Genomic DNA, 23,760 nt, shown 5'->3' with positions numbered 1-23,760 from the left:
CTTATCTGTGGTCTTTTGTTATGCCTGCCTATCTATTATTTTAGTAGAAGCTGATTTACGCAAATCCAAATAGTCATCCTCAATACGGACAAGAGGTAAATGGGGCTCATTTGGATGAATAAAGATAATCTCCGCTGTTTGCTCTGTATTTAGTTTCACCTTTTTAAAGAGCTGCTTTCGCATAAGATACGAAACAAAAGGAATGACGATTGCGGGATTGATGGCATTTCCATGGGCCTCATCAATTAGCTCATTGATGGCCTCGAAATATGTCTTTTTCTTTTGATGCCACGTACTTGAGCACATACTATTAAAGATGTCGGCAACGGAAATAATTTGAATCATAAATGGTATATCCTTTTCTTGCCGGTTAAGTGGGTATCCTTTGCCATTTATTTTTTCATGATGAAGCAGAGCTGTTCTTGAGATGATGATATCTAATGAGTTAATCGAGAATAGAATACTTTTTCCTAAAGTCGTATGTTTTTGGATTTCTTTATATTCTGAATGAGTCAGCTTTGTCTTCTTATTAAGAATTTCATCTTTGATTAGGAGCATTCCAATATCGTGAAATAAACCCATTTGGCTTAGTAAGTGACAGTTTCTATTAGAATAGCCTAGTATTTGTCCAATGAGCGCGGAAATAATGCCGACATTGATACTGTGCTTGTAGATAGAGTTGCTGGTATGCGTATCATCGAGAATAAAGTCTAAAATGGTAATGTCATGTAAGGCAAGGTCGATAAGAATCCTATAGTCAGAGAGTAACTCCTCAAGACCTTCTTCACTTTTGTTGATTAATGAGGCAAAAGTTTCTTCCACTTGTGTAAAAATAGCAAAGTAAGCTTGTTCAGCAGACAAAGCCTCACTAGTTTCGGAAATAGAAGTCAAACTAGAAACATCAACTTTGTGGTTTAAAAGAAGATCAATATGGGTATCTTCCAAAACAGCGCCTTTTTTTAGCAGCAAAAGACCTTCGATGGAATTTGAAAAGATATCTTCTTTTAATTGGGTTCCGATATATTGTGCTTTTATTTTTTCAATATCCATATTGATTCCTCCTCATAGTAAATCACGAAGCATTTAGCAGTGTATGAAATGGGAAACGGGGTAAATATTTGTATATACATTATGTAGTAAATTTTACCTTACAAAACGGGGAAGTGGAATAGACTATTTCCCTAGCATGTATACGACATTGTTCCTAATTTCCTTCCATAATAGGAGGATAATGCCTTTCGTGATTGACCTCTACTAATCAAGTAGATATATTTACACTTAAATAAAAAGTTTCTAATTTTGAAGGTCTGCAAGTGTTTGTAACTAAAGTGAGGTGCAACTATGTATAAAGAGGATTGGACACAAGGGATGAATACTAGACAAAGTGGATTATCAAGATATGAATATCATGTAAATATTCTGAGGAAAGAGTTAATGCAATGTCGGACAATTAAAATTCCGTATAAGAATATATCTATAAGCCATCATGAATTGGCGGAATGGATCATAGAAGAACTTACTCCGCAAGAATTGAATGAAATAATTGTGATGGTGAGCAATGCCAAAAAAAGATCTTCGTCCGTGAAGCCTCTTTTTCAAGTAATTGCCACTGGACTGATAAAAAACTAAAGACAGGTCTTTTGGAAAAATAGTTCCACATAACCTACCTGTTTGATATAAAGCTGCAAGCTGCATTCTAGGGATTCCCTTTCTAATAGTTTGGTCAATAGCTTAATAAAGCTGCCATTTGATTCATTGATAGTCAAGCTGCTTTGCTGTTAGATACTGCCCATATATAGTACAATTGCTATTGGTTATATCCTTCCACATAGTGAATGCACAGGCTGCTATGAAACTGGCGGAATTAAAAGCTTGTTATTTTGAGAGATTGAACTGTCGCTTACCTTTAGGAGGAGAATTACGTGTCTGACTGCAAAAAAGAATTATATAATTATTTAAATGAACAGATAGAAAGTATGGCAGAGGAATGGCTAAAGACGTTAAGTACAAATAAATCAGCATTCTACAGGATTGAAGAGGGCCAGCCGATTAAAGAGGAGCTGGTTAACAGCTATCATACGCTTGTAAAGAATGTACTGCATGTCTTTCATTCGGAGGAAACTGTTTATAAAGCAAGTATTTCGGAGTGGGCTGTAAAGGTCGCCAAACAAAGATCTCAGGACGCTGTACCGATACTAGAGTCGATTGAACAGCTGACATGCGTCAAATCTATCTTAATTAAATATATTCAGAAATTCGCAGAGGAGTCTCAAGAGAATTTCAGTATCAGCAACATGTTCAATTGGTTGCGTTTAACAAATTATGCCTTTGATATTTTTACAAATATTTTTATAGAATACTACGATAAATTTAAGCATCAGCAGCTTTCTGCACAGCAGGAGACCATCTATGAACTGAGCAGCCCTGTCATCCCGATTACAAAGGGAATTGGAGTGCTGCCGTTGTTAGGGGATATCGATACGCAAAGAGCTAATATTATTATGGAAACTACATTGAAGCAGTGTAATAATAATAATATGGAAAAGCTGTTCATTGACTTATCTGGCGTACCAATTATTGATACAATGGTAGCACAGCAAATTTTTCATGTTATCCATGCTTTAAACCTGATTGGTGTTACAGCTTACCTTTCAGGCCTGCGTCCAGAAGTGGCACAGACTGCGATTCAGCTCGGTGTAGACTTCAGCAGGATTCCAATCTTTAATAATCTTGCCAGTGCTTTATCCAGACTTGGCATTACGGTTATTGAAGGATAATAACGCTCAAGCAAAAAAGAGGTGTATCAATATAAGATGATCTATTTAGCTGCACTTATTTTTCCCGGATTATTAGTTATGCTTTTTACAAGGGTGGCTTACAATCGAGTAGTTGCTTTAGTGCTTACGGTTGCGTTGATCGCTGCCTCCGCGTATAAGGGATATACGAATTCCTTTTTGCTGATTGTGATTGATGCATTTTCCCTGACTGTGGGGTTTTGGCTTAGCGGCAGACTGAAAAAACAGAGTGCTAAAGCCGCTGAATAAATAATGAAAAGAATGACCTTCTTTAAACAGGTGAATGTTTCCTTCGCGGAGAATCATCCTAAGGAAGGGCATTCTTTTTTTATTTAAAAAACAACAAAAAATAAAAAAAGGGGAATATTCGTTCGCATATTATTGGTTTGAATAGGGAAGTTTGTGGTAGAATGGTGATATATCAAATCTTAAATTTGGATAGTTTATAAGATGTGTCTTAAATAGATTTTTGAATTACATTTACATATACAGCCCCTATTAATCATTAGGAAAATCAATGAAACCTATAGTACAGAAGGAAGAAACAGGAGGATTACAGTGACCCAAGAATTCGAATTAGTTTCTAAATATTCCCCTGATGGGGACCAGCCCGAGGCAATTAAACAGCTCGTTTCTGGAATAAATTCGGGCAAAAAAATCCAAACGCTCCTTGGTGCAACAGGGACAGGAAAAACATTTACTGTCAGCAATGTTATTAAGGAAGTAAAAAAGCCGACATTGATCATTGCACATAACAAGACATTGGCAGGTCAGCTTTACAGTGAATTCAAGGAGTTTTTTCCGAACAATGCGGTTGAGTATTTTGTCAGCTATTATGATTATTATCAGCCTGAAGCATATGTGCCGAGCACAGATACTTTCATAGAAAAGGATGCCAGCATAAACGATGAGATTGATAAGCTTCGTCACTCAGCGACTGCCTCGCTGTTTGAGAGGGAAGATGTCATCATCATTGCTAGTGTTTCCTGCATCTATGGCTTAGGTTCTCCTGAAGAGTATAAGGAAATGGTGGTGTCTCTGAGAGCAGGTATGGAGATTGAACGCAATCAGCTCCTTCGCAGGCTCGTTGATATCCAGTATGACCGTAATGACATTGACTTTAAGCGGGGAACGTTCCGCGTAAGGGGAGATGTCGTCGAAATCTTCCCAGCATCCCGTGACGAGCGCTGCATTAGAGTGGAGTTTTTTGGAGATGAAATCGATCGCATCCGTGAAGTGGATGCATTGACAGGAGAGATTTTTGGAGAAAGAAATCATGTTTCCATTTTCCCAGCTTCCCACTTCGTTACACGAGAAGAGAAAATGAGAATAGCAATAGAAAATATTGAAAAAGAGCTGGAAGAGCAGCTTGAAAAGCTCCGGGAGGACAATAAGCTGTTAGAGGCACAGCGACTTGAACAACGCTGCAGATATGATTTGGAAATGATGAGGGAAATGGGCTTCTGTTCGGGAATTGAAAACTACTCCCGTCATTTAACATTAAGACCTCCAGGCTCGACACCATATACATTATTAGACTTCTTTCCGAAGGACTTCTTGCTAGTTATTGACGAGTCCCATGTTACATTGCCGCAAATCAGAGGGATGTATAACGGAGACCAAGCGCGCAAAGGTGTGCTTGTTGAACATGGATTCCGACTGCCGTCAGCCATGGACAACAGGCCATTAAAGTTTGGTGAATTCGAGGAGCATATCAATCAGATGATTTGTGTTTCAGCAACTCCGGGACCATATGAGCTGGAGCATACTCCGGAAATGATTGAGCAGATTATCAGACCGACTGGCTTGCTTGATCCGACGATTGATATCCGACCGATTGAAGGACAGATAGATGATCTGATTGGTGAAATTCAGGAACGCATTAAAAAGAACGAAAGGGTACTTGTAACTACCTTAACGAAAAAAATGTCCGAAGATTTGACGGATTATTTGAAGGAAATCGGCATAAAGGTTCAATATCTCCATTCTGAGGTAAAGACCTTAGAGCGGATTGAAATTATCCGGGAGCTTCGTTTAGGCAAATATGATGTACTTGTCGGAATCAACCTGTTGCGGGAAGGACTGGACATACCGGAAGTATCTCTTGTTACTATTCTGGATGCAGATAAAGAGGGCTTCCTCCGTTCTGAGCGTTCATTGATTCAAACAATCGGCCGTGCGGCGAGAAATTCGAATGGCCATGTCATTATGTATGCAGATAAAATGACAAACTCGATGGAAATAGCGATAAATGAAACAAAACGGCGCCGCGCTATCCAAGAAGAATATAATGAAAAGCACGGCATTACGCCACAGACGATCCAAAAAGGAATCAGAGCCACAATAAGAGCAACACAGGCGGCAGAGGAGCCGGAAGAGTATACAGCATCTGCTAAGCTGGAAAAGTTGACGAAAAAAGACAAAGAAGCAATGATTGCACAAATGGAAGCAGAAATGAAGGAAGCTGCAAAAGCTCTCAACTTCGAAAGAGCTGCAGAACTCCGCGATTTGCTGCTTGAGCTTAAGGCAGAGGGGTGAAGGCTGAAATGGCAAAAGATAAATTGATTGTTAAAGGTGCAAGGGCACATAATCTGAAAAATATTGATATTACTATACCAAGAGATAAGCTTGTTGTAATCACAGGACTGTCAGGCTCAGGGAAATCCTCTCTTGCTTTTGATACTATCTATGCAGAAGGACAAAGGCGCTATGTTGAGTCTTTATCAGCATATGCACGCCAATTCCTTGGGCAGATGGATAAACCGGATGTTGATTCAATTGAAGGTTTGTCTCCTGCCATTTCCATTGACCAAAAGACAACGAGCCGAAATCCGCGGTCGACTGTCGGCACGGTTACAGAAATATACGACTATTTGCGGTTGCTGTATGCCAGAATCGGCAGGCCGGTTTGTCCGGAGCACGGGGTTGAAATCACTTCGCAAACAATAGAACAAATGGTTGACCGCATATTGGAATACCCTGAGAGAACCAGACTTCAAGTGCTTGCACCTGTCATTTCCGGCAGAAAAGGGGCACATGTGAAAGTGCTGGAGGATATTAAGAAGCAAGGTTATGTTCGTGTCAGAATAGATGGAGAAATGCATGAGCTGAGCGATGATATTGAGCTTGAGAAGAATAAAAAGCACAATATTGAAGTGGTAATTGACCGCCTTGTCGTTAAAGAAGGGATCTCTCAGCGTCTTGCTGATTCCCTTGAATCTGCTCTTCAGTTTGGCGGCGGAAAAGTAATTATTGACGTGATTGGAGAAGAAGAGCTCCTGTTCAGCGAGCATCATGCCTGCCCAATCTGCGGTTTTTCCATCGGAGAGCTGGAACCGAGATTATTCTCCTTCAACAGTCCGTTTGGGGCATGTCCTGAATGTGACGGTCTTGGATCGAGGTTAGAGGTGGATGTTGAACTGGTTATTCCTAATCCGAATCTCACATTAAAGGAAAACGCGATAGCACCATGGGAATCTATCAGTTCCCAATATTATCCGCAGCTTTTGGAAAGTATCTGCAACCATTATGGCATTGACATGAATATACCTGTTAAAGATATTCCGAAACCAATGCTGGATAAAATTCTTTACGGCTCAGGCAAAGAAAAAATCCATTTCCGTTATGAAAATGATTTTGGCCAAGTAAGGGAAAATGATATCCAGTTTGAAGGTGTTATTCGCAATGTGGAAAGACGATATAAGGAAACAAGCTCCGATTTCATCCGGGAACAAATGGAGAAGTATATGGGGCAGCAAGATTGTCCGACTTGTAAAGGCTACCGTTTAAAAAGGGAAGCTCAGGCAGTATTTGTGAACGGCTTGCACATCGGCCAAGTGACGGAAAAATCCGTCCTTGAAGGGAAGAACTTCTTCGAAAATCTTACTTTAACACAAAAGGAACAACAAATAGCCAATCTAATTCTGCGGGAAATCTCAGAGCGTCTTGGTTTCCTTAATAATGTTGGTTTGGATTACTTGACACTTAGCAGAGCTGCAGGAACTTTATCCGGCGGAGAAGCGCAGCGAATCAGACTTGCTACGCAAATCGGTTCACGGCTGACAGGCGTACTTTATATACTAGATGAACCGTCTATTGGGCTACATCAAAGAGATAATGACAAATTGATTGATACATTGAAGCATATGAGGGACATCGGAAATACGCTAATTGTTGTAGAGCATGATGAAGATACAATGATGGAAGCAGATTATTTAATCGATGTCGGTCCGGGAGCAGGGGTTCACGGCGGACAAATAATTTCAACGGGAACTCCACAGGAAGTAATGGAAGATGATAATTCCATAACCGGTCAATATTTATCAGGTAAAAAGTTTATTCCACTGCCGCTTGAGCGCAGAAAAAATGACGGCAGGGTTCTGGAAATTATCGGAGCAAAAGAAAACAATCTCAAAAATGTCAGTGTGAAAATACCGTTAGGGGTGTTTACAGCAGTCACAGGCGTTTCCGGATCGGGAAAAAGCACGCTCGTAAACGAAATTCTTCATAAAAGCCTTGCCCAAAAATTGAATAGGGCAAAGGCAAAACCGGGTGAGCATAAAGAAATAAAAGGAATTGAGCAGCTTGAAAAGGTAATTGATATCGACCAATCTCCTATCGGCCGCACACCTAGATCCAATCCTGCCACATATACTGGCGTATTCGATGATATCCGGGATGTTTATGCTACAACGAATGAAGCGAAAGTTCGCGGTTATAAAAAGGGCAGATTCAGCTTCAATGTTAAAGGCGGAAGATGCGAGGCTTGCCGCGGAGATGGAATCATCAAGATTGAAATGCACTTCCTGCCAGATGTGTACGTCCCATGTGAAGTCTGTCATGGAAAACGATATAACAGGGAAACGCTAGAAGTGCAGTACAAAGGGAAAAATATTTCCGATGTGCTTGACATGACAGTCGAGGATGCTGTTTCCTTCTTTGAAAATATCCCGAAAATTCACCGCAAGCTGCAAACGATTGTCGATGTAGGGTTAGGATATATCAAATTAGGACAGCCAGCAACAACACTGTCAGGCGGTGAAGCTCAAAGGGTTAAGCTTGCTTCTGAGTTGCACAAAAGATCATCGGGTAAAACCTTCTATATATTGGATGAGCCGACAACAGGCTTGCATGTTGATGATATATCAAGGCTGCTAGGTGTCCTGCAGCGTCTTGTCGACAATGGAGATACTGTGCTTGTAATTGAGCATAATCTTGACGTTATTAAAGCGACAGATTATATTATCGATCTTGGTCCAGAAGGAGGAGACAAAGGCGGCACTATTTTGGGAAGCGGCACACCAGAAAAGATCGCTGAGCTTGAAGGCTCCTATACAGGAAAGTATTTAAAACCAATTCTGGAAAGAGACCGTCTGCGTATGAAGCAAAGCATTAAAGATGCAGAGGAAATAACAACAGGATAAGGCATCCTGCCCTACCGGCTTTTGGATATTACTCCAGAGGCCGGTTTTTTAATACTTAACTTCCAGGTGGACATTATTCTTAATTTTATATAATGCTCATACGATAGAAAGAAATGCTCAATTCCCAGCTTAGATGAAACTTTAAGATTGTTTCATTCGTAATAATAGGAAAGGGAAGAACAAGAGGTATCACAGCTTTCCTTAGTTTTACATTTACTTAACGTTCTAAACAGAAATACACAGACAGAAAAAAGCAGCTGCATTTATAGCTATGCTTAAAGTTTTACTCAAGTAGGGAAACATATACCACTTAGGGATAGAATGGAGGCAATATTAATGGCGGATGAAAAAAGAAGAATACTGCAGCTTTTAGAGGAAGGCAAGCTGACAATTGATGAGGCGTTGTCGCTAATAGAAAAGGCAGAGGAAGCAGATTTAGCTAAAACACTAAAAACCGACGATGAGAGTTTTGATGAGTCTGTATTTCAGGAAAAGAAAAAAGAACCATATCAGCAATCGGCATTTAAATTCCAGTCAGCTAAAGATAAACTGTTTGATTTTGTAGATACTGCCGTAAAGAAGGTTAAGGAAGTGGATCTCGATCAGTTAAATATTACGAGACATGAAGAAGTATCGCATATTTTTCAGTTTACAGAGGTATTCCCGAAAAATATCGATGTTGACATTCCAAACGGTGAAGTAGAGCTTATTCCTTGGGATCAGCAGGAGATTCGGATTGAATGCAAAGCGAAAATCTACAGGGTCGATTCCAGTGAGCAGGCGAAGGATTTATTTTTAAAAGAGGTAAAAGTAAAGGCGAAAGAAGATGCTCTAGAGATAAAGGTGAACCATAAATGGATGAAGCTGCAGACGAAGCTATATGTTCCAAAAAATACGTACCACATCGCAAAAGTAAGACTGTTTACCGGATCCATTAAAACATATGATCTTTTCGCAGATCAGGTTTATGCGAAAACAGCAAACGGGAAAATTACAATAAATGCCGGGCAAAGTGAAAAGCTGGAAGCAGATTCAGCAAACGGCGGTATAGTAATTGAAAACAGTGTGATTCAAGAGCTGGACGGGGAAACATTGAATGGAGCTATAAAGGCTGAAGGCTTTTTCAAAAAAGTTGATCTTCAATCCTTTAATGGCAATATCCTTTGCATCGACCATTCGGAAGAAATTGAGGTGCTTGAGTTAAAAGGGACAACAGGCAGCATTGAAGTTCAGCTTCCAGAGGAGCTTGCCGTAACAGGTAGCTTAAAGACTAATTTTGGCGGATTTAATGTTGAACTTGAGGGTATACAAATAATAGAAGAAAAAAATGATGTGCTCCAAAAAGTAATGGAATTTCAGTCTATTCAATCGTTGGATAAACGAACAAGAATAGAAGCGAACACAAAAACAGGTTCCATCAAAATTAAGAAACGGGAGCAACAGTAATCTTCGAAAGGAGATAAAATGAAGAAATTGATGCGCTCAACAAATAATCGGAAACTGGCAGGAGTAATCGGCGGACTTGCAGAAAGTATCAATATTAATGCAAATCTGTTGCGAGGAATCTTTCTTCTAGCACTGATTCCAACTGGCTTTTCGCTAGTGCTGATTTATTTGATTATGACATTTGTTCTTCCAAATGAGGTGTAGGAAAATATGAAGTGGTTGTTAGGTATTGTTATAAATGCCGTGTTTTTTATTGCATTGGCGGGTTTGTTCAAAGATTCTTTCTATCTGTCAGGCATAGGAGCTGCAATTGGGGCTAGTATCATTTTGTCATTGCTTAATATTGTGGTGAAGCCTATCCTGATTTTATTGACACTCCCTGTAACAATACTTTCGTTAGGTTTGTTTTTATTTGTGATCAATGCGATCACACTCTCATTAACAGATCGTCTAATGGGAGACAGCTTTGAAATTTCAAGCTTTGGCATGAGCCTTCTAGCGAGCATTCTGCTATCCCTGTTTAATATTATTATTCAGAACACGATGCTTAAAAGTGGCGAGAAAAAAAGCTAAAAGCAACGAAAAAGGCGGTGCTTATGCACCGGCCTTTTTTTGTTTTTTAGTATTTGTAAAAGGCTTGTGAAAAACGATAATTAACATAGTCAGAATCTAGCATAAATTTAAAGAATAATGCTAAAATAAGATGATGCGAAAATGTATTTAATATAACAGCATTGAACCTTTGAAGGAGGAACCCCATTGGCTAAGGTATTAATAAAAGAAGTAATGGAAGAGTTTGATTTAGAACTAATCAGCGGTGAAGAAGGAATTAATAGACCGATTACGGTAAGCGATATATCTAGACCTGGACTGGAGCTTGCAGGTTATTTTGATTATTATCCTGCAGAAAGGGTGCAGCTTCTTGGCAAAACGGAGCTTACGTTTGCGGAAAAGCTAAGTGAAGAAGAGCGGGAAACAAGACTTACAAGACTGTGTAATGACATCACGCCGGGAATTATTATTACAAGAAATAAAGAGGTTCCGGCTGAACTAATTGAAGCATCGGAAAGAAATGCGGTGCCTGTTATGCGTTCAAAACAAAAAACATCTTTATTCTCAAGCAGACTGACTAATTTCTTAGAGCGCAAGCTTGCACCGACTACTGCCGTTCATGGCGTACTCGTTGACATCTATGGTGTGGGCGTACTGATAACTGGAAAAAGCGGTGTTGGTAAAAGTGAAACAGCTCTGGAACTTGTTAAAAGAGGACATCGCCTAGTAGCTGATGACTGTGTGGAAATCCGCCAGGAAGATGAAGGTGTAATTGTTGGAAGATCACCTGAGTTAATTGAGCATCTTCTAGAAATCCGCGGACTTGGTATCATTAATGTTATGACATTGTTTGGGGCTGGAGCAGTGCGAAGCGACAAAAAGATCTCCATCGTTATGTCACTTGAGCTGTGGGAACAGAACAAGCAGTATGACCGTTTAGGCTTGGATGAAGAGAAGATGAAAATCATTGATACAGATGTGACAAAGCTGACAATTCCTGTACGTCCTGGACGAAACTTGGCAGTTATCATTGAGGTTGCTGCGATGAATTTCCGCCTGAAACGAATGGGTGTTAATGCTGCACAGCAATTTACGAATAAGCTTGCAAACGTGATATCTCACGAAAATGAATGATAGCCTAATAGAGATAAATACACAGGGGAAAGGTGAGGAATAATAGTGGAGAATATACAGCCAATTGATCCTATTGCATTTTCAATAGGAGGCCTTGATGTCCGGTGGTATGGAGTAATCATCGGTACCGGACTCGTTCTGGCTTTGATTTTGGCCATTCGCGAAGGAAGCAAAAGAGGGCTTGGGAAGGATGATTTCCCTGACCTAATGCTATGGGCCATTCCAATTTCTATCATATCAGCACGTATTTATTATGTTATTTTTGAATGGGACTACTATAGTAACCATTTAGGCGATATACCGAAAATTTGGAATGGCGGTATTGCTATTCACGGTGCATTGATTGGAGCAGTTGTTACCACATACATATTTACAAAGAAAAGAGGCATTTCTTTCTGGAAAATGGCGGATATTGCAGCTCCAAGTATTATTTTAGGTCAAGCAATTGGCCGCTGGGGCAATTTTATGAACCAGGAAGCTCATGGTGGGGAAGTCAGCAGATCATTTTTAGAAGGACTTCATTTACCTCCATTCATCATTGATCAAATGTATATCAATGGTACGTATTACCATCCGACATTTTTGTATGAATCGCTATGGAATATCGTTGGATTTATCATTTTAATTGTTTTAAGAAGAGTTAACTTGCGAAGAGGCGAAATCTTCTTAAGCTATGTTATTTGGTATTCAATCGGCCGCTTCTTTATTGAAGGTATGAGAACAGACAGCTTAATGGTTGGCGACCTTAGAATGGCACAGCTTATTTCCCTGGCGCTCATTGTGTTGTCGGCACTTGTCATTGTTTACAGAAGAAAATCAGGATTGGCAAGCGAGCGTTATTTGGAGAATAGTAATTAGAAGTGAAGAAAGGAAGATAAGATGAACGGAAAAATTAATACACTGTTGTTTGATTTAGATGGAACACTTATCGACACAAATGAACTAATTATATCCTCCTTTTTGCATACATTGGATTTCTACTATCCTGGCAAATACATTCGTGAGGATGTTATTCCTTTCATGGGTCCAACGTTAATGGAAACGTTCGGAAGTATTGATGCCAAGAGAGCAGAAGAGATGGCAGCTAAATACAGGGCGTATAATTTAGAAAACCATGATAGAATCGTGACAATATTTGATGGTGTTTATGACACGATAAAGATTTTAAAGGAAAACGGCTATAAGATTGCGATTGTGACCACAAAGCTGTCTGATGTAGTTGATATGGGACTAAAATTGACGAAGCTGGATGAGTTTTTTGATGTGATTGTCGCACTTGACCATGTAACAAAAGCGAAGCCGGATCCAGAGCCTGTTTTAATGGCTTTGGAGAAGCTCGGTTCTTCTCCTGAAGAAGCAATTATGGTAGGTGACAATTCTCATGATATTCTGGCAGGGAAAAATGCCGGAACAAAAACGGCAGGGGTAGCATGGACATTAAAGGGAAGAGAGTTCTTGGCATCATTGGAGCCTGATTATCTTTTGGATAATATGAGAGATTTGCTCTCTATCGTTGAAGTGGAAGTAAAATGAGAAAAACGACGCGCTATCCGGTGAGCGGGCCGAACTCTTTATGGCATGTCTATAAGACAGTCCCTTTTCTGAAGGTAATTAAGAACTTTATCGTCATCCAGCTTGCTAGATACACTCCTTTTTTGAAAATGAAGAATTGGATGTATCGAAAATTATTGAAAATGACAGTTGGCAAAGAAACTTCCTTTGCCTTGATGGTTATGCTGGATATCATGTACCCGGAAAAGATAAAAGTGGGCAAAAATACGGTCATCGGTTATAACACCACGATTTTGGCACATGAGTATTTGATTGAGGAGTACCGGCTTGGCGAAGTCATTATTGGTGATGAAGTCATGATTGGTGCGAACACGACGATACTCCCCGGCGTGGAGATCGGCTCTCATGCTGTTGTTTCAGCAGGTACACTTGTACATAAAGATGTTCCTGCCGGCAGCTTTGTCGGCGGCAATCCGATGCAAATCATCTATACAGCAGAAGAGATGGAGCAACGGAAACAAAATAGTCCAAGCTATGTAGTAGAAGAATAAGGCAGGGCGACTCTAATGATGAGTCTTATTTCAAAGATATTGGCTAACCGTCATGTTGTTTTGAAAAAGAATCATATGCTAGAGTTGCCTTTTTTATAAGCGGAAAAGTCAGAAAAAACGGCTTTTTTACTTGACCAAAAAGAAATGGAAGAGTAAACTACAAATAACCTTTAATTTGTTAGCATATTAGCGAACTAAAGCATTCGGAATATTCTTCTTTATGAGGTGTATATAATGAGCAGCTTATTTATGTTTGAAAAGCCGTTAGGCATGAGAGACAGCTTACCTGAAATTTATGAAACGAAATATATGATAAAACAAAAAATGGATAAAGAGATTAAGCAATGGGGCTATCAATTCATTGAAACACCAACATTGGAATACTACGAAACAGTCGGTGCAGCCTCAGCCATTTTAGATCAGCAGCTTTTTAAACTGTTGGACCAGCAAGGGCATACATTAGTGCTGCGACCGGACATGACAGCACCGATTGCGAGGGTGGCTGCTTCAAAGCTGCTGAATGAAGACTTGCCGTTGCGCCTTGCGTATAACGCTTCGGTTTTCCGAGCACAGCAAAGAGAGGGCGGCAGACCGGCAGAGTTTGAACAGATTGGTGTTGAGTATATCGGCGACAAGACTGTAAGTGCAGATGGTGAAGGTATTGCCCTGATGATTTCTTCATTAGAAAAGGCAGGTCTGAAAAAATATCAACTGTCTGTCGGCCATGTTGGCTTTGTTCAAGCGTTCTTTGAACAAATTCTCGGAACGAAGGAAAGAGCCGATGCGTTGACTAAATACTTATATGAAAAGAATTATGTTGGCTATCGTCAGCATGTCGCAAGTCTTTCCTTATCCAGCATTGATAAGCAAAGGCTGAATGACTTTCTCAAGCTGAGGGGTGGAGAGGAAATTATCCCGCTTGCATACGATTTAATCGAAAATGGCAGTGGAAGCAAAGCGATTGATGACTTAAAGCAGCTATGGGAAATTCTTGTAGACTATGAAGTGGAGAATCAAGTGAAGTTTGATTTGACGCTTGTCAGTCATATGAGCTATTACACGGGTATCCTTTATGAGGCTTATGCAGAAGGAGTCGGGTTTCCGATCGGAAGCGGAGGCAGATATGATCTTCTTCTTGCCAAGTTCGGCAAAAACACCGGTGCTACCGGATTTGCTATCCGCGTGGATCACTTGCTCGAGGCTTTAGGCAGCCTTGTTAACAAAAGCGATATTCACTGCATTCTGTTTAGTGCGGACAGAAGAAAAGAAGCATTTGAATTAGCTAAACAAAAAAGAGCAGACGGTCTTAAAGTAATTACCCAAGATATAAATGGTGTCGGCAATGTGGATGCATGTACTAAGCAGTATGACGAAATTACTTTGCTTGTCGGGAAAGCAGGAATGGAGGTTGTCAAATGAACGATGTTTTAACAATTGCCATGCCAAAGGGCAGAATTTTTGAAGAAGCAGCAAAGCTGTTGCGGGAAGCAGGCTTCCAGCTTCCTCAGGAATTTGACGACTCCAGAAAGCTGATCATCGACGTGGAGGAAGAAAATTTTAGGTTCATTTTGTCGAAACCAATGGATGTTCCGACATATGTTGAACATGGTGTAGCTGATTTGGGCATTGCAGGCAAGGACGTTATGCTCGAAGAGGAAAGAGATGTTTATGAGCTTTTAGATTTGCAAATAAGTGCCTGTTATTTGGCAGTGGCAGGCTTGCCGAATACGGAATTAAATGAAATTGCCCCAAGAATTGCAACGAAATATCCGAATGTGGCAGCAGCCTATTTTCGGGAACAAGGCTCACAAGTAGAAATCATTAAACTAAATGGCTCCATTGAGCTTGCTCCAATCATTGGCTTGTCAGACCGAATCGTCGATATCGTATCCACTGGCAAAACACTTGTGGAAAATGGGCTTGTCGAGTACGAGAAAATTGTTGATATCACCTCCCGTCTTATTGTCAATCCAGCAAGCTACCGGATGAAGGATAAGAGAATAAGCGAGTTAGTTGATCGTGTCAGCAGGGTAGTGAAAGCAACAGTGCAAAACTAGTATTTTTGGAGGGGAGACCCGAAGGTGAAAATAGTAAATGGTGTAGACAGTTCCTATTTAAAACGCTCAGTTGACGCAGGAACAGAGGAACAGCGACAGATTGTAAAAGACATAATAGCTACAGTGAAAAGCGAAGGCGATAGCGCATTAAAGGAGTATACACTCCAATTCGATAAAGCAGATTTATCTAACCTCCGAGTCAGCACAGAGGAATTAGAGGCTGCGTATGAAGATGTTGACAAAGACATGGTCCAGATCATCCAAGAGGCCGCCGAAAATATTCGTGCATATCATCAAAATCAGCTTAAAACATCTTGGATGATAACAAAGGAAGACGGCACCATTCTCGGTCAGAAAATAACATCTTTGGATTCTGTTGGTGTTTACGTTCCCGGCGGAACAGCAGCATATCCATCCTCTGTACTGATGAATGTTGTTCCTGCCCAAGTTGCCGGAGTCGACAGAATCGTGATGGTATCACCTCCAAATGCAGACGGCAAACTGCCAAGTGCAGTTTTAGTAGCTGCTCATATTGCCGGTGTGAAAGAGATTTATAAGGCAGGCGGAGCACAAGCAGTTGCTGCACTTGCGTATGGTACAGAAACGATTAAAAGTGTTGATAAAATTGTGGGACCTGGCAATATTTTTGTCGCATTAGCTAAACGAGAAGTATATGGCGATGTTGATATCGATATGATTGCAGGACCGAGTGAGATTGCTGTTCTTGCAGATGATACAGCAAATGCAAATGAAGTGGCTGCAGACTTATTATCACAGGCAGAGCATGATACAAGAGCATCTGCAGTGTTAGTGACAACCTCTCGTAAGCTTGCTGAACAAGTAGCAGCAGAAGTGGAAAAGCAGCTAAGTGACTTGCCGCGCAAGGAAATAGCTGAAAAATCAATCAATGATTATGGCTTAATTGTATTAACAGATACAATGGATCAAGCGATTGAATCTATTAATGCTATTGCCCCAGAGCATTTAGAAATTATCACAGACAATGCCTTTGAATTGCTTGGCAGAATCAAGCATGCAGGCGCTATTTTTATCGGCCGTTACAGTTCAGAGCCGGTTGGAGATTATTTTGCCGGTACAAACCATGTGTTGCCAACAAATGGAACGGCTAGGTTCTCCAGTCCGTTGAATGTCGACGATTTCCAGAAGAAATCCAGCATTATTTCATACAGTGAAAGAGCATTTGAACAAAATGGACATAAAATAGCTGCCTTTGCCCGTCTGGAAGGCTTAGAAGCGCATGCCAGAGCAATCGAAGCAAGAAATAAAAACAGGTAGCATCTTTTACAGGAGGGTTAAAAATGGGAAGAACAGCAGCGGTAAGCAGGAAAACAGGAGAAACAAATATCCAATTGTCCTACAATATTGATGGCGAAGGCATCTCCGAAATTGATTCAGGTGTACCTTTTATGAACCATATGCTTGATCTTTTTACGAAGCATGGCCAATTTAACTTGACCGTTCAGGCTAATGGAGACATAGAGGTCGATGATCACCACACAACAGAAGATATCGGCATATGCCTTGGGTTGGCACTAAAGGATGCACTTGGCGACAAGAAGGGCATTAAACGTTACGGTAACAGCTTTGTGCCGATGGATGAGACATTGGCTCAAGTAGTTGTCGATTTAAGCAATCGCCCGCATCTGGAGTTTCGGGCAGAATTCCCAAGCAATAAGGTAGGTACATTCGATACAGAGCTTGTCCATGAATTTCTGTGGAAGTTTGCATTAGAAGCACGTATCAATCTGCATGTTATCCTTCACTATGGCCAAAATACGCATCACATGATTGAAGCAATCTTTAAGGCGTTGGCAAGAGCCCTTGATGAGGCGACAACCATTGATCCTAGAGTAAAAGGAATTCCATCTACGAAAGGAATGCTGTAAATGCTTGGAATCATCGATTATGGCATGGGCAACTTATTTAGTGTGAGCAAAGCACTGGAAAGATTGGACATCCCTTACTTTATTTCTGAGGACAAAGAAAAGCTGATGGAAGCAGATGCTTTAATTCTTCCTGGTGTAGGGGCGTTTAAGGATGCGATGGTGAAGCTGAACGAAACTGGCCTGTCTGACATGATCCGTGAATATGCGAAAAGTGATAAACCGCTGCTCGGCATATGCCTTGGCATGCAGCTGCTTTTTGAAGAAAGTGAGGAGCATGGCCATGCAGAAGGATTGCACTTACTGCCAGGGAAAATCGTTCGTTTTCCAGGGGAATCGGCAGAAGGTGTGAAGTATAAAGTGCCTCATATGGGCTGGAATCGTCTCCATTTCAAAAAGAATTCTGATGCTACAACAGGTCTAGAAGATGACTATGTTTATTTTGTTCATTCTTATTATGCAGAAACAGATGATGAAATCATTATCGCCAGCAGTGAGTATGACAAGGAAGTACCAGCAGTTGTCGGAAAAGGCAATGTGTATGGCATGCAGTTCCACCCAGAAAAAAGCAGCAAGCTTGGGATGGAATTATTGAGCGGCTTTACGAAGCTTATAAAGAAAGGATGAACAATATGAGCTTTACCTTATATCCTGCCATTGATATGAGAGGCGGCAAGTGTGTCCGTCTCCTTCAAGGAGATTACGATAAGGAAACTGTTTACGGCGATTCTCCCTTTGATATGGCCAAAAGCTTCGCAGACCAAGGAGCAAAATGGATACATATGGTCGATTTGGATGGAGCAAAAGACGGCAAAAGAGTGAATGATTCCTTTGTAATAGAAACAGCAAAAAAACTTGGTGTTTCTGTGCAAATCGGCGGAGGGATTCGTACTGAGGAGGATATTGTTCATTATTTGGATAATGGGGTTACACGTGTCATTATCGGCAGCATTGCTATCTCCAATCCTGATTTCGCAATAGAGATGATAAAGAAATACGGCAGTGCCATCGCCCTTGGCATTGATGCAAAAAATGGCTTTGTCGCCACACATGGCTGGATTGAAACCTCTGAAATAAGAGCAGTTGATTTAGGGAAAAGATTTGCCGATGCAGGTGCTGAAACCTTTATTTTTACAGACATTGCTACAGATGGAATGCTCAGTGGTCCTAATTTACTAGCAGTCAAAGAATTGGCGGCAGTGACGAAGAAGGATGTTATTGCTTCTGGAGGAGTCAGCAGCTTGGAGGATTTAGTTGCCCTAAAGCAATATTCCAAGGACGGTGTCGCTGGAGCAATTATCGGCAAAGCATTATATGAAGGGCGCTTTACATTGCGAGATGCGCTTAATGAGGTGGAAAGATAATGCTGACGAAAAGAATCATTCCATGCCTGGATGTTAAGGACGGGCGTGTCGTAAAGGGTGTGCAATTCGTGCAATTGCGAGATGCTGGCGATCCTGTTGAGCTTGCTCGGTTTTATGATGAACAGGGAGCAGACGAGCTGGTATTTCTCGACATTTCAGCATCACATGAAGGCCGCAAGACGATGGTTGAGGTGGTTAAGGAAGTTGCTTCTGAGCTTGCAATTCCCTTCACTGTCGGCGGAGGAATTAACTCTCTTGATGATATGAAAAGGACTTTGCGTGCAGGAGCTGATAAGGTTTCACTGAACACAGCAGCTGTTACAAATCCCAGCCTTATCAAAGAAGGAGCAAACTTTTTCGGTTCTCAATGCATCGTTGTTGCCATCGATGCAAAATATGATCAAGAATTGGGAACATGGAGAGTATACACACATGGCGGACGCACCCCTGTGGATAAAGATGTTATTTCATGGGCGAAAGAAGCGGTAGAGCTTGGAGCAGGCGAGATATTGCTGACGAGCATGGATTCAGATGGAGAGAAAAAGGGATTCGACTTAGCCTTAACGAAAGCCGTAAGTGATGCGGTTTCTGTTCCTGTTATTGCTTCTGGCGGTGCCGGTGATGCAGAGGATTTTCTTGATGTGTTCCAAGAAGCAAATGCAGATGCAGCACTTGCTGCTAGTATTTTCCATTATAAAGAAACCTCCGTGCATGAAGTCAAAGGATATTTACATGAAAGAGGAGTGCTTGTGAGATGACAGTAGACGAGCTGAAGTTTGATGAAAAAGGACTAATACCAGCAATTGTTCAAGATGCCGCAACAAAAGAAGTGTTAACTTTGGCATACATGAATAAAGAATCTTTGGAAAAATCATTAGCAACAGGAGAAACATGGTTTTACAGCAGATCAAGGAATGAGCTTTGGCATAAAGGAGCAACAAGCGGAAACACACAGCAAATTGCCGAAATTAAATTTGACTGTGACAAAGATGCCCTTGTAGTGCTAGTTAAACCAAATGGGCCTGCTTGCCATAATGGAACGGTTAGCTGCTTTGCTGAAAGTTTATATCAAAATAAGGAAGCCGCGATTGAGGAATTGGCAAACTATCAAATTTTGAAAGACTTGGAAGCTGTTATTCAAGAAAGAGAATTAAATCGTCCTGAAGGAGCATACACGACTTACCTGTTTGAAAAAGGGGTCGACAAGATCCTGAAGAAAGTCGGTGAAGAGGCAGCTGAGGTTATTATTGCAGCCAAAAACCGTGATACAGAGGAACTCAAATGGGAAGCGTCTGATCTTCTCTACCATCTGTTTGTATTGCTGAGGGAACAAAATCTTCCTTTTGCCGAAATACTGAAGGTTTTGGAAAATCGTCATCAAGAGAAATAATCATACAACTGTCTGATGGATTTTGAGCACTCAGCTTTATTCCTGAGGGCAGTTTTTTGTATGTTAGAATAATAATTGCTTCGGTATCATGGAAAGAAACATAGAAGTGTCATATTTCCAGTTATGTATATGTATTTTCTAGAAACAGCCTTCTCCGCATCCTTTGAAGTATGATATACTACATAAGTTGAAGCAAAAGAATTGCTCTACGTGAGTTTAAATAGATTGTGGAGGATTATATGAATAAAGACTCAAATACTTTACAACCAATGGGTAAACTTATTACATTTAATCCTACAGGCGAATATTATTTTTCCAAAGGCATTAAAGCATATCATCAAAGAGATTATAATAAATCATTGAAATATTTGCAAAGAGCGATGCAGCTTGATCCAGGAGAACCGACAATTCTTTGTCAGCTTGCGATTGTTTATGCAGATATTGGAGAATATCAAAAATCCAATGAACTGCTTCATCTGATTATTGAAGAACTGGATGAAGAAATGGTGGAATGTTATTATTTCCTTGCAAATAATTATGCGCATTTAGGATTTTTCAAAGATGCTTATTATCACGCGAAATTATATTTAAAGCTGGAACCGGACGGAGAGTTCCGGGAAGATACAGAGGATTTGCTTGAGGTGCTAACATTAGAGTCTGATGATCTGGAAGAAGAGGAGCCTTATGAAGAGGAAGACCTAATCACCAGGCAGGAACAGGCAAGAGAACTTCTGGAATCAGGCAATTTCAACAGAGCTGTTGAAATGCTGAATAAAGTGATTTCTGATTACCCCGAATACTGGTCTGCTTATAATAACCTGGCACTGGCTTACTTTTATCTAGGTGAAGTAAAAAAGGCGAATGGCATTTTAGAGGATGTGCTCGAAAAGAATGCTGGAAATCTGCACGCCTTATGCAATAAGCTAGTATTTGCTTATTATGAAGGCAATAGTGAGAATATCAGTCAGCTTACGGAGATTTTGAAGAAAATCAAACCGATTTCTGTCGACCATCAATTTAAGCTTGGCACGACTTTTGCTCTTGTAGGGGAATATGAAGCAGCTTATTTCCTACTGAGAAAGCTGCAAAAACAAGGTTATACAGAAGATGCTACTTTTTATTATTGGCTGTCTGCCTCCGCTTACTTTGTCGGCAGGACGAAATTTGCACAAACGGTGTGGGCAAAAGTCCTTGAGCTGAATCCGGAAAAAGCGGGACATGAACCTTGGAAAGAAAAAGAAGACAGAGTTAACGGCTTCGAAGATCATATGCCTTCCATTTTAAAGAGATATTCCAGCATACACCAAGAGGAAAGACTGTTTGCTGTGTTCCTTACTTCCATTTCGAAAAATAAGGATGCAATCCTTTCTTCGGAACAAATGAAAGACAACAGTACGTTCACTTCATTAGAGAACGAGTATCTTTCATTTGTAAAGACAGGTGCAAGCACTAATCCTATCCTGCTGAATGCACACAATACTGCTGAGATTATTTACAGCAAGCACCGCCCGATTGGAACGATTGAGGCTGGCCTTTATTTAATGTGGTTTTCTGTTTTCATTCAAATCTTTCAAGCAGGTGAGAAAATGGATAACAGCAGTGCTTTGGCAGCGGCAATGGATTATATTTGGAGCAAGTACAGAAATGAAAAGACTTCCCAAAAAGAAATGGCAAGCCTTTACGGTCTGTCTACAGCAACGTTGCAAAAATATATTAAAATCATTAAAAAATATAATGATTGATAAAGAGAATTCCGCCATTGGAGAGACAATGGTGGAAGTTTTTCTTTTGTGAGCAAATATTTGGACTAAAGAGACTGTGTCTAATAGGATAGTATTAGATGGTAATACTACAAAGAGTGAGCTAGTATTTAAAGCGTGCGGTCCTGACGCGTGCGTTAATGAATATAGAGTGTTTAGATAAAGGAGTGTTTAAAAGTGGCGGAAGAAAAAATTTATGACGTAATTATTATTGGTGCCGGTCCAGCTGGTATGACAGCAGCTGTTTATACTTCCCGTGCCAACCTTTCCACATTGATGATTGAAAGAGGTATTCCAGGCGGACAAATGGCAAATACAGAAGAAGTAGAAAACTTCCCTGGATTTGAAAGCATTCTTGGCCCGGACCTTTCTAATAAAATGTTCAACCATGCAAAAAAATTCGGTGCAGAATATGCATATGGCGATATTAAGGAAATTATTGACGGGAAAGAATATAAAACAGTCAAAGCAGGTTCAAAGGAATATAAAGCAAGATCCATTATCATTTCGACTGGTGCTGAATACAAAAAAGTCGGTGTTCCTGGCGAAAAAGAATTGGGCGGCCGCGGAGTTTCCTATTGTGCAGTTTGTGACGGTGCATTCTTTAAAGAAAAAAGGCTGTTCGTCATCGGCGGAGGAGATTCAGCTGTAGAAGAGGGCGTTTATTTAACACGTTTTGCTTCACAAGTAACAATTGTTCATCGCCGCGATGAATTAAGAGCACAAAAAATTCTGCAAGACAGAGCGTTTGCTAACGATAAAGTTGATTTCATCTGGAATCACACAATTAAAGCAATTAATGAAAAAGACGGAAAAGTCGGCAGTGTAACACTTGTTTCTACAACGGACGGCACAGAGCAGGAACTTGCTGCTGACGGTGTGTTCATCTATATCGGAATGGTGCCTCTGTCTAAACCGTTTGAGAACTTAGGCATTACGAACGAAAATGGTTATATCGAAACAAATGACCGTATGGAAACGAAAGTACCAGGTATTTTCGCGGCAGGAGACATTCGTGAAAAAACACTTCGTCAAATCGTTACAGCTACGGGAGACGGCAGTATCGCTGCTCAAGCTGCACAGCATTATGTGGAAGAGCTTGCTGAATCATTACAACAAAAGGCGTAATGAAAAAGCTTTCAAAGTGTTACTCTCTTTTAATTGTACTGTAACAGTAGTGAAATATAATTCGGGTAACATAATAATAGAAATTGACCCCCTTTTAAGATATATATTTTGGTGCATAGGCATAACGCCTATGCTTTTTTTTGCGCTTTATTTAAAGAGAAATAGCAGAACTTATTTGAAGAAGGCATTTTATTGTGGGTGTTTCACAATAATAGTATAATATAAGAACTAAGCAGTAGTTTCATGCTACATAGAGATTACAGAATGTTTGAGGTGATAATAGTGCAGCGTGTGACGAACTGCCTGTTACTGAAGGATAATAAGGTGCTCCTTTTGCAAAAGCCAAGAAGAGGCTGGTGGGTTGCTCCAGGCGGTAAGATGGAGCCAGGGGAGTCTGTAAGAGACTCATGCATCAGAGAATTCCGAGAAGAAACAGGTATATACTTAAGAAATCCCAATATTAAAGGAATATTCACGTTCATTATCAAGGATGGCGACAAAATAACTTCTGAATGGATGATGTTCACCTTCTTCTCCACAAACGCTGACGGAGTTCATGTGGATGAGTCTGAAGAAGGAAAAATAGTTTGGCATGATATTGAAAATATCAAAAATCTGCCGATGGCAGAAGGAGACTATCACATCTTGGATTATATGATTCACGGCAATGGAATTATATATGGAACATTCACATATACGCCTGATTTTGAACTGATTAGCTACCGGTTGGATCCAAGCTAAAAC

The 23,760-nt window shown here is 40.5% G+C and carries 24 protein-coding genes; 23 read left to right on the top strand and 1 reads right to left on the bottom strand.

Features of this window, described 5'->3' with window-relative positions; genetic code table 11:
- Window positions 1-18 precede the first annotated feature (18 nt).
- Entirely contained in the window at window positions 19-1,050 is a 1,032-nt protein-coding gene (locus M3600_RS03680) for an HD-GYP domain-containing protein (RefSeq protein ID WP_233319481.1), read from the bottom strand.
- A 291-nt stretch (window positions 1,051-1,341) separates the two neighbouring features.
- Between M3600_RS03680 and M3600_RS03675 the strand changes: the two genes are divergently transcribed.
- The 23 genes from M3600_RS03675 to M3600_RS03565 all read left to right on the top strand — a co-directional run bounded on the left by M3600_RS03675 (window position 1,342) and on the right by M3600_RS03565 (window position 23,757).
- Window positions 1,342-1,629, top strand: coding sequence for a hypothetical protein (locus M3600_RS03675; protein ID WP_237941903.1), 288 nt, complete (start codon window positions 1,342-1,344; stop codon window positions 1,627-1,629).
- Between the two features lie 293 nt (window positions 1,630-1,922).
- Window positions 1,923-2,777 carry an STAS domain-containing protein gene (locus M3600_RS29155; RefSeq protein ID WP_233319477.1) on the top strand — a complete coding sequence of 285 codons (855 nt, stop codon included), beginning with the start codon at window positions 1,923-1,925 and terminating at the stop codon, window positions 2,775-2,777.
- A gap of 36 nt (window positions 2,778-2,813) precedes the next feature.
- Window positions 2,814-3,044: a CsbA family protein gene (locus tag M3600_RS03665; RefSeq protein ID WP_233319475.1), complete on the top strand. Its 231-nt coding sequence runs from the start codon at window positions 2,814-2,816 to the stop codon at window positions 3,042-3,044.
- Window positions 3,045-3,353: 309 nt separating this feature from the next.
- Complete coding sequence (gene uvrB, locus M3600_RS03660; protein ID WP_251644742.1) at window positions 3,354-5,333, top strand: excinuclease ABC subunit UvrB; 1,980 nt, start codon at window positions 3,354-3,356, stop codon at window positions 5,331-5,333.
- Window positions 5,334-5,341: 8 nt separating this feature from the next.
- Entirely contained in the window at window positions 5,342-8,218 is a 2,877-nt protein-coding gene (uvrA, locus tag M3600_RS03655; protein ID WP_237941901.1) for an excinuclease ABC subunit UvrA, read from the top strand.
- 336 nt (window positions 8,219-8,554) lie between these two features.
- On the top strand, window positions 8,555-9,664 hold the full coding sequence (locus tag M3600_RS03650; protein ID WP_237941900.1) for a DUF4097 family beta strand repeat-containing protein: 1,110 nt from the start codon (window positions 8,555-8,557) through the stop codon (window positions 9,662-9,664).
- An 18-nt stretch (window positions 9,665-9,682) separates the two neighbouring features.
- Window positions 9,683-9,868 (top strand): PspC domain-containing protein, encoded by a 186-nt coding sequence (locus M3600_RS03645; protein ID WP_237941899.1) that lies wholly within the window; start codon window positions 9,683-9,685, stop codon window positions 9,866-9,868.
- Window positions 9,869-9,874: 6 nt separating this feature from the next.
- Complete coding sequence (locus M3600_RS03640; RefSeq protein ID WP_233319465.1) at window positions 9,875-10,237, top strand: phage holin family protein; 363 nt, start codon at window positions 9,875-9,877, stop codon at window positions 10,235-10,237.
- Window positions 10,238-10,423: 186 nt separating this feature from the next.
- Window positions 10,424-11,350 (top strand): HPr(Ser) kinase/phosphatase, encoded by a 927-nt coding sequence (gene hprK, locus M3600_RS03635; protein WP_233316620.1) that lies wholly within the window; start codon window positions 10,424-10,426, stop codon window positions 11,348-11,350.
- A 42-nt stretch (window positions 11,351-11,392) separates the two neighbouring features.
- Window positions 11,393-12,208 (top strand): prolipoprotein diacylglyceryl transferase, encoded by an 816-nt coding sequence (gene lgt / locus M3600_RS03630; RefSeq protein ID WP_251644837.1) that lies wholly within the window; start codon window positions 11,393-11,395, stop codon window positions 12,206-12,208.
- A gap of 21 nt (window positions 12,209-12,229) precedes the next feature.
- Entirely contained in the window at window positions 12,230-12,883 is a 654-nt protein-coding gene (gene ppaX, locus M3600_RS03625; RefSeq protein WP_251644741.1) for a pyrophosphatase PpaX, read from the top strand.
- On the top strand, window positions 12,880-13,413 hold the full coding sequence (locus tag M3600_RS03620; protein WP_233316618.1) for an acyltransferase: 534 nt from the start codon (window positions 12,880-12,882) through the stop codon (window positions 13,411-13,413). Before ppaX ends, M3600_RS03620 begins: the two co-directional genes overlap by 4 nt.
- A 234-nt stretch (window positions 13,414-13,647) precedes the next feature.
- Entirely contained in the window at window positions 13,648-14,832 is a 1,185-nt protein-coding gene (locus tag M3600_RS03615; RefSeq protein ID WP_237941896.1) for an ATP phosphoribosyltransferase regulatory subunit, read from the top strand.
- Entirely contained in the window at window positions 14,829-15,470 is a 642-nt protein-coding gene (gene hisG / locus M3600_RS03610) for an ATP phosphoribosyltransferase (protein ID WP_192486575.1), read from the top strand. The genes M3600_RS03615 and hisG overlap by 4 nt, the downstream gene beginning before the upstream one ends.
- 24 nt (window positions 15,471-15,494) lie before the next feature.
- Window positions 15,495-16,766 (top strand): histidinol dehydrogenase, encoded by a 1,272-nt coding sequence (gene hisD, locus M3600_RS03605; protein ID WP_251644740.1) that lies wholly within the window; start codon window positions 15,495-15,497, stop codon window positions 16,764-16,766.
- 23 nt (window positions 16,767-16,789) lie between these two features.
- Window positions 16,790-17,377, top strand: coding sequence for an imidazoleglycerol-phosphate dehydratase HisB (gene hisB / locus M3600_RS03600; protein WP_237941894.1), 588 nt, complete (start codon window positions 16,790-16,792; stop codon window positions 17,375-17,377).
- A complete protein-coding gene (hisH, locus tag M3600_RS03595; protein ID WP_192486578.1) occupies window positions 17,378-18,001 on the top strand; it encodes an imidazole glycerol phosphate synthase subunit HisH in 624 nt (207 codons plus the stop codon).
- Window positions 18,002-18,006: 5 nt separating this feature from the next.
- A complete protein-coding gene (gene hisA, locus M3600_RS03590; protein WP_251644739.1) occupies window positions 18,007-18,738 on the top strand; it encodes a 1-(5-phosphoribosyl)-5-[(5-phosphoribosylamino)methylideneamino]imidazole-4-carboxamide isomerase in 732 nt (243 codons plus the stop codon).
- The gene (gene hisF / locus M3600_RS03585) at window positions 18,738-19,496 is read left to right on the top strand and encodes an imidazole glycerol phosphate synthase subunit HisF (RefSeq protein WP_251644738.1); all 759 of its coding nucleotides are present in this window, start codon (window positions 18,738-18,740) and stop codon (window positions 19,494-19,496) included. Before hisA ends, hisF begins: the two co-directional genes overlap by 1 nt.
- A complete protein-coding gene (gene hisIE, locus M3600_RS03580; RefSeq protein WP_192486581.1) occupies window positions 19,493-20,128 on the top strand; it encodes a bifunctional phosphoribosyl-AMP cyclohydrolase/phosphoribosyl-ATP diphosphatase HisIE in 636 nt (211 codons plus the stop codon). The genes hisF and hisIE overlap by 4 nt, the downstream gene beginning before the upstream one ends.
- 239 nt (window positions 20,129-20,367) lie before the next feature.
- On the top strand, window positions 20,368-21,870 hold the full coding sequence (locus tag M3600_RS03575; RefSeq protein WP_233316614.1) for a tetratricopeptide repeat protein: 1,503 nt from the start codon (window positions 20,368-20,370) through the stop codon (window positions 21,868-21,870).
- Between the two features lie 195 nt (window positions 21,871-22,065).
- Complete coding sequence (trxB, locus tag M3600_RS03570) at window positions 22,066-23,016, top strand: thioredoxin-disulfide reductase (RefSeq protein ID WP_192486583.1); 951 nt, start codon at window positions 22,066-22,068, stop codon at window positions 23,014-23,016.
- 282 nt (window positions 23,017-23,298) lie between these two features.
- Window positions 23,299-23,757, top strand: coding sequence for an NUDIX hydrolase (locus tag M3600_RS03565; RefSeq protein ID WP_192486584.1), 459 nt, complete (start codon window positions 23,299-23,301; stop codon window positions 23,755-23,757).
- Window positions 23,758-23,760: the final 3 nt, after the last annotated feature.

The organism is Niallia sp. MER 6, assembly GCF_023714395.1.
Lineage (GTDB): Bacteria > Bacillota > Bacilli > Bacillales > Cytobacillaceae > Niallia.
The sequence above is the reverse complement of the archived record's forward strand: the minus strand, read 5'-3'. Positions and strand labels throughout refer to the sequence as shown.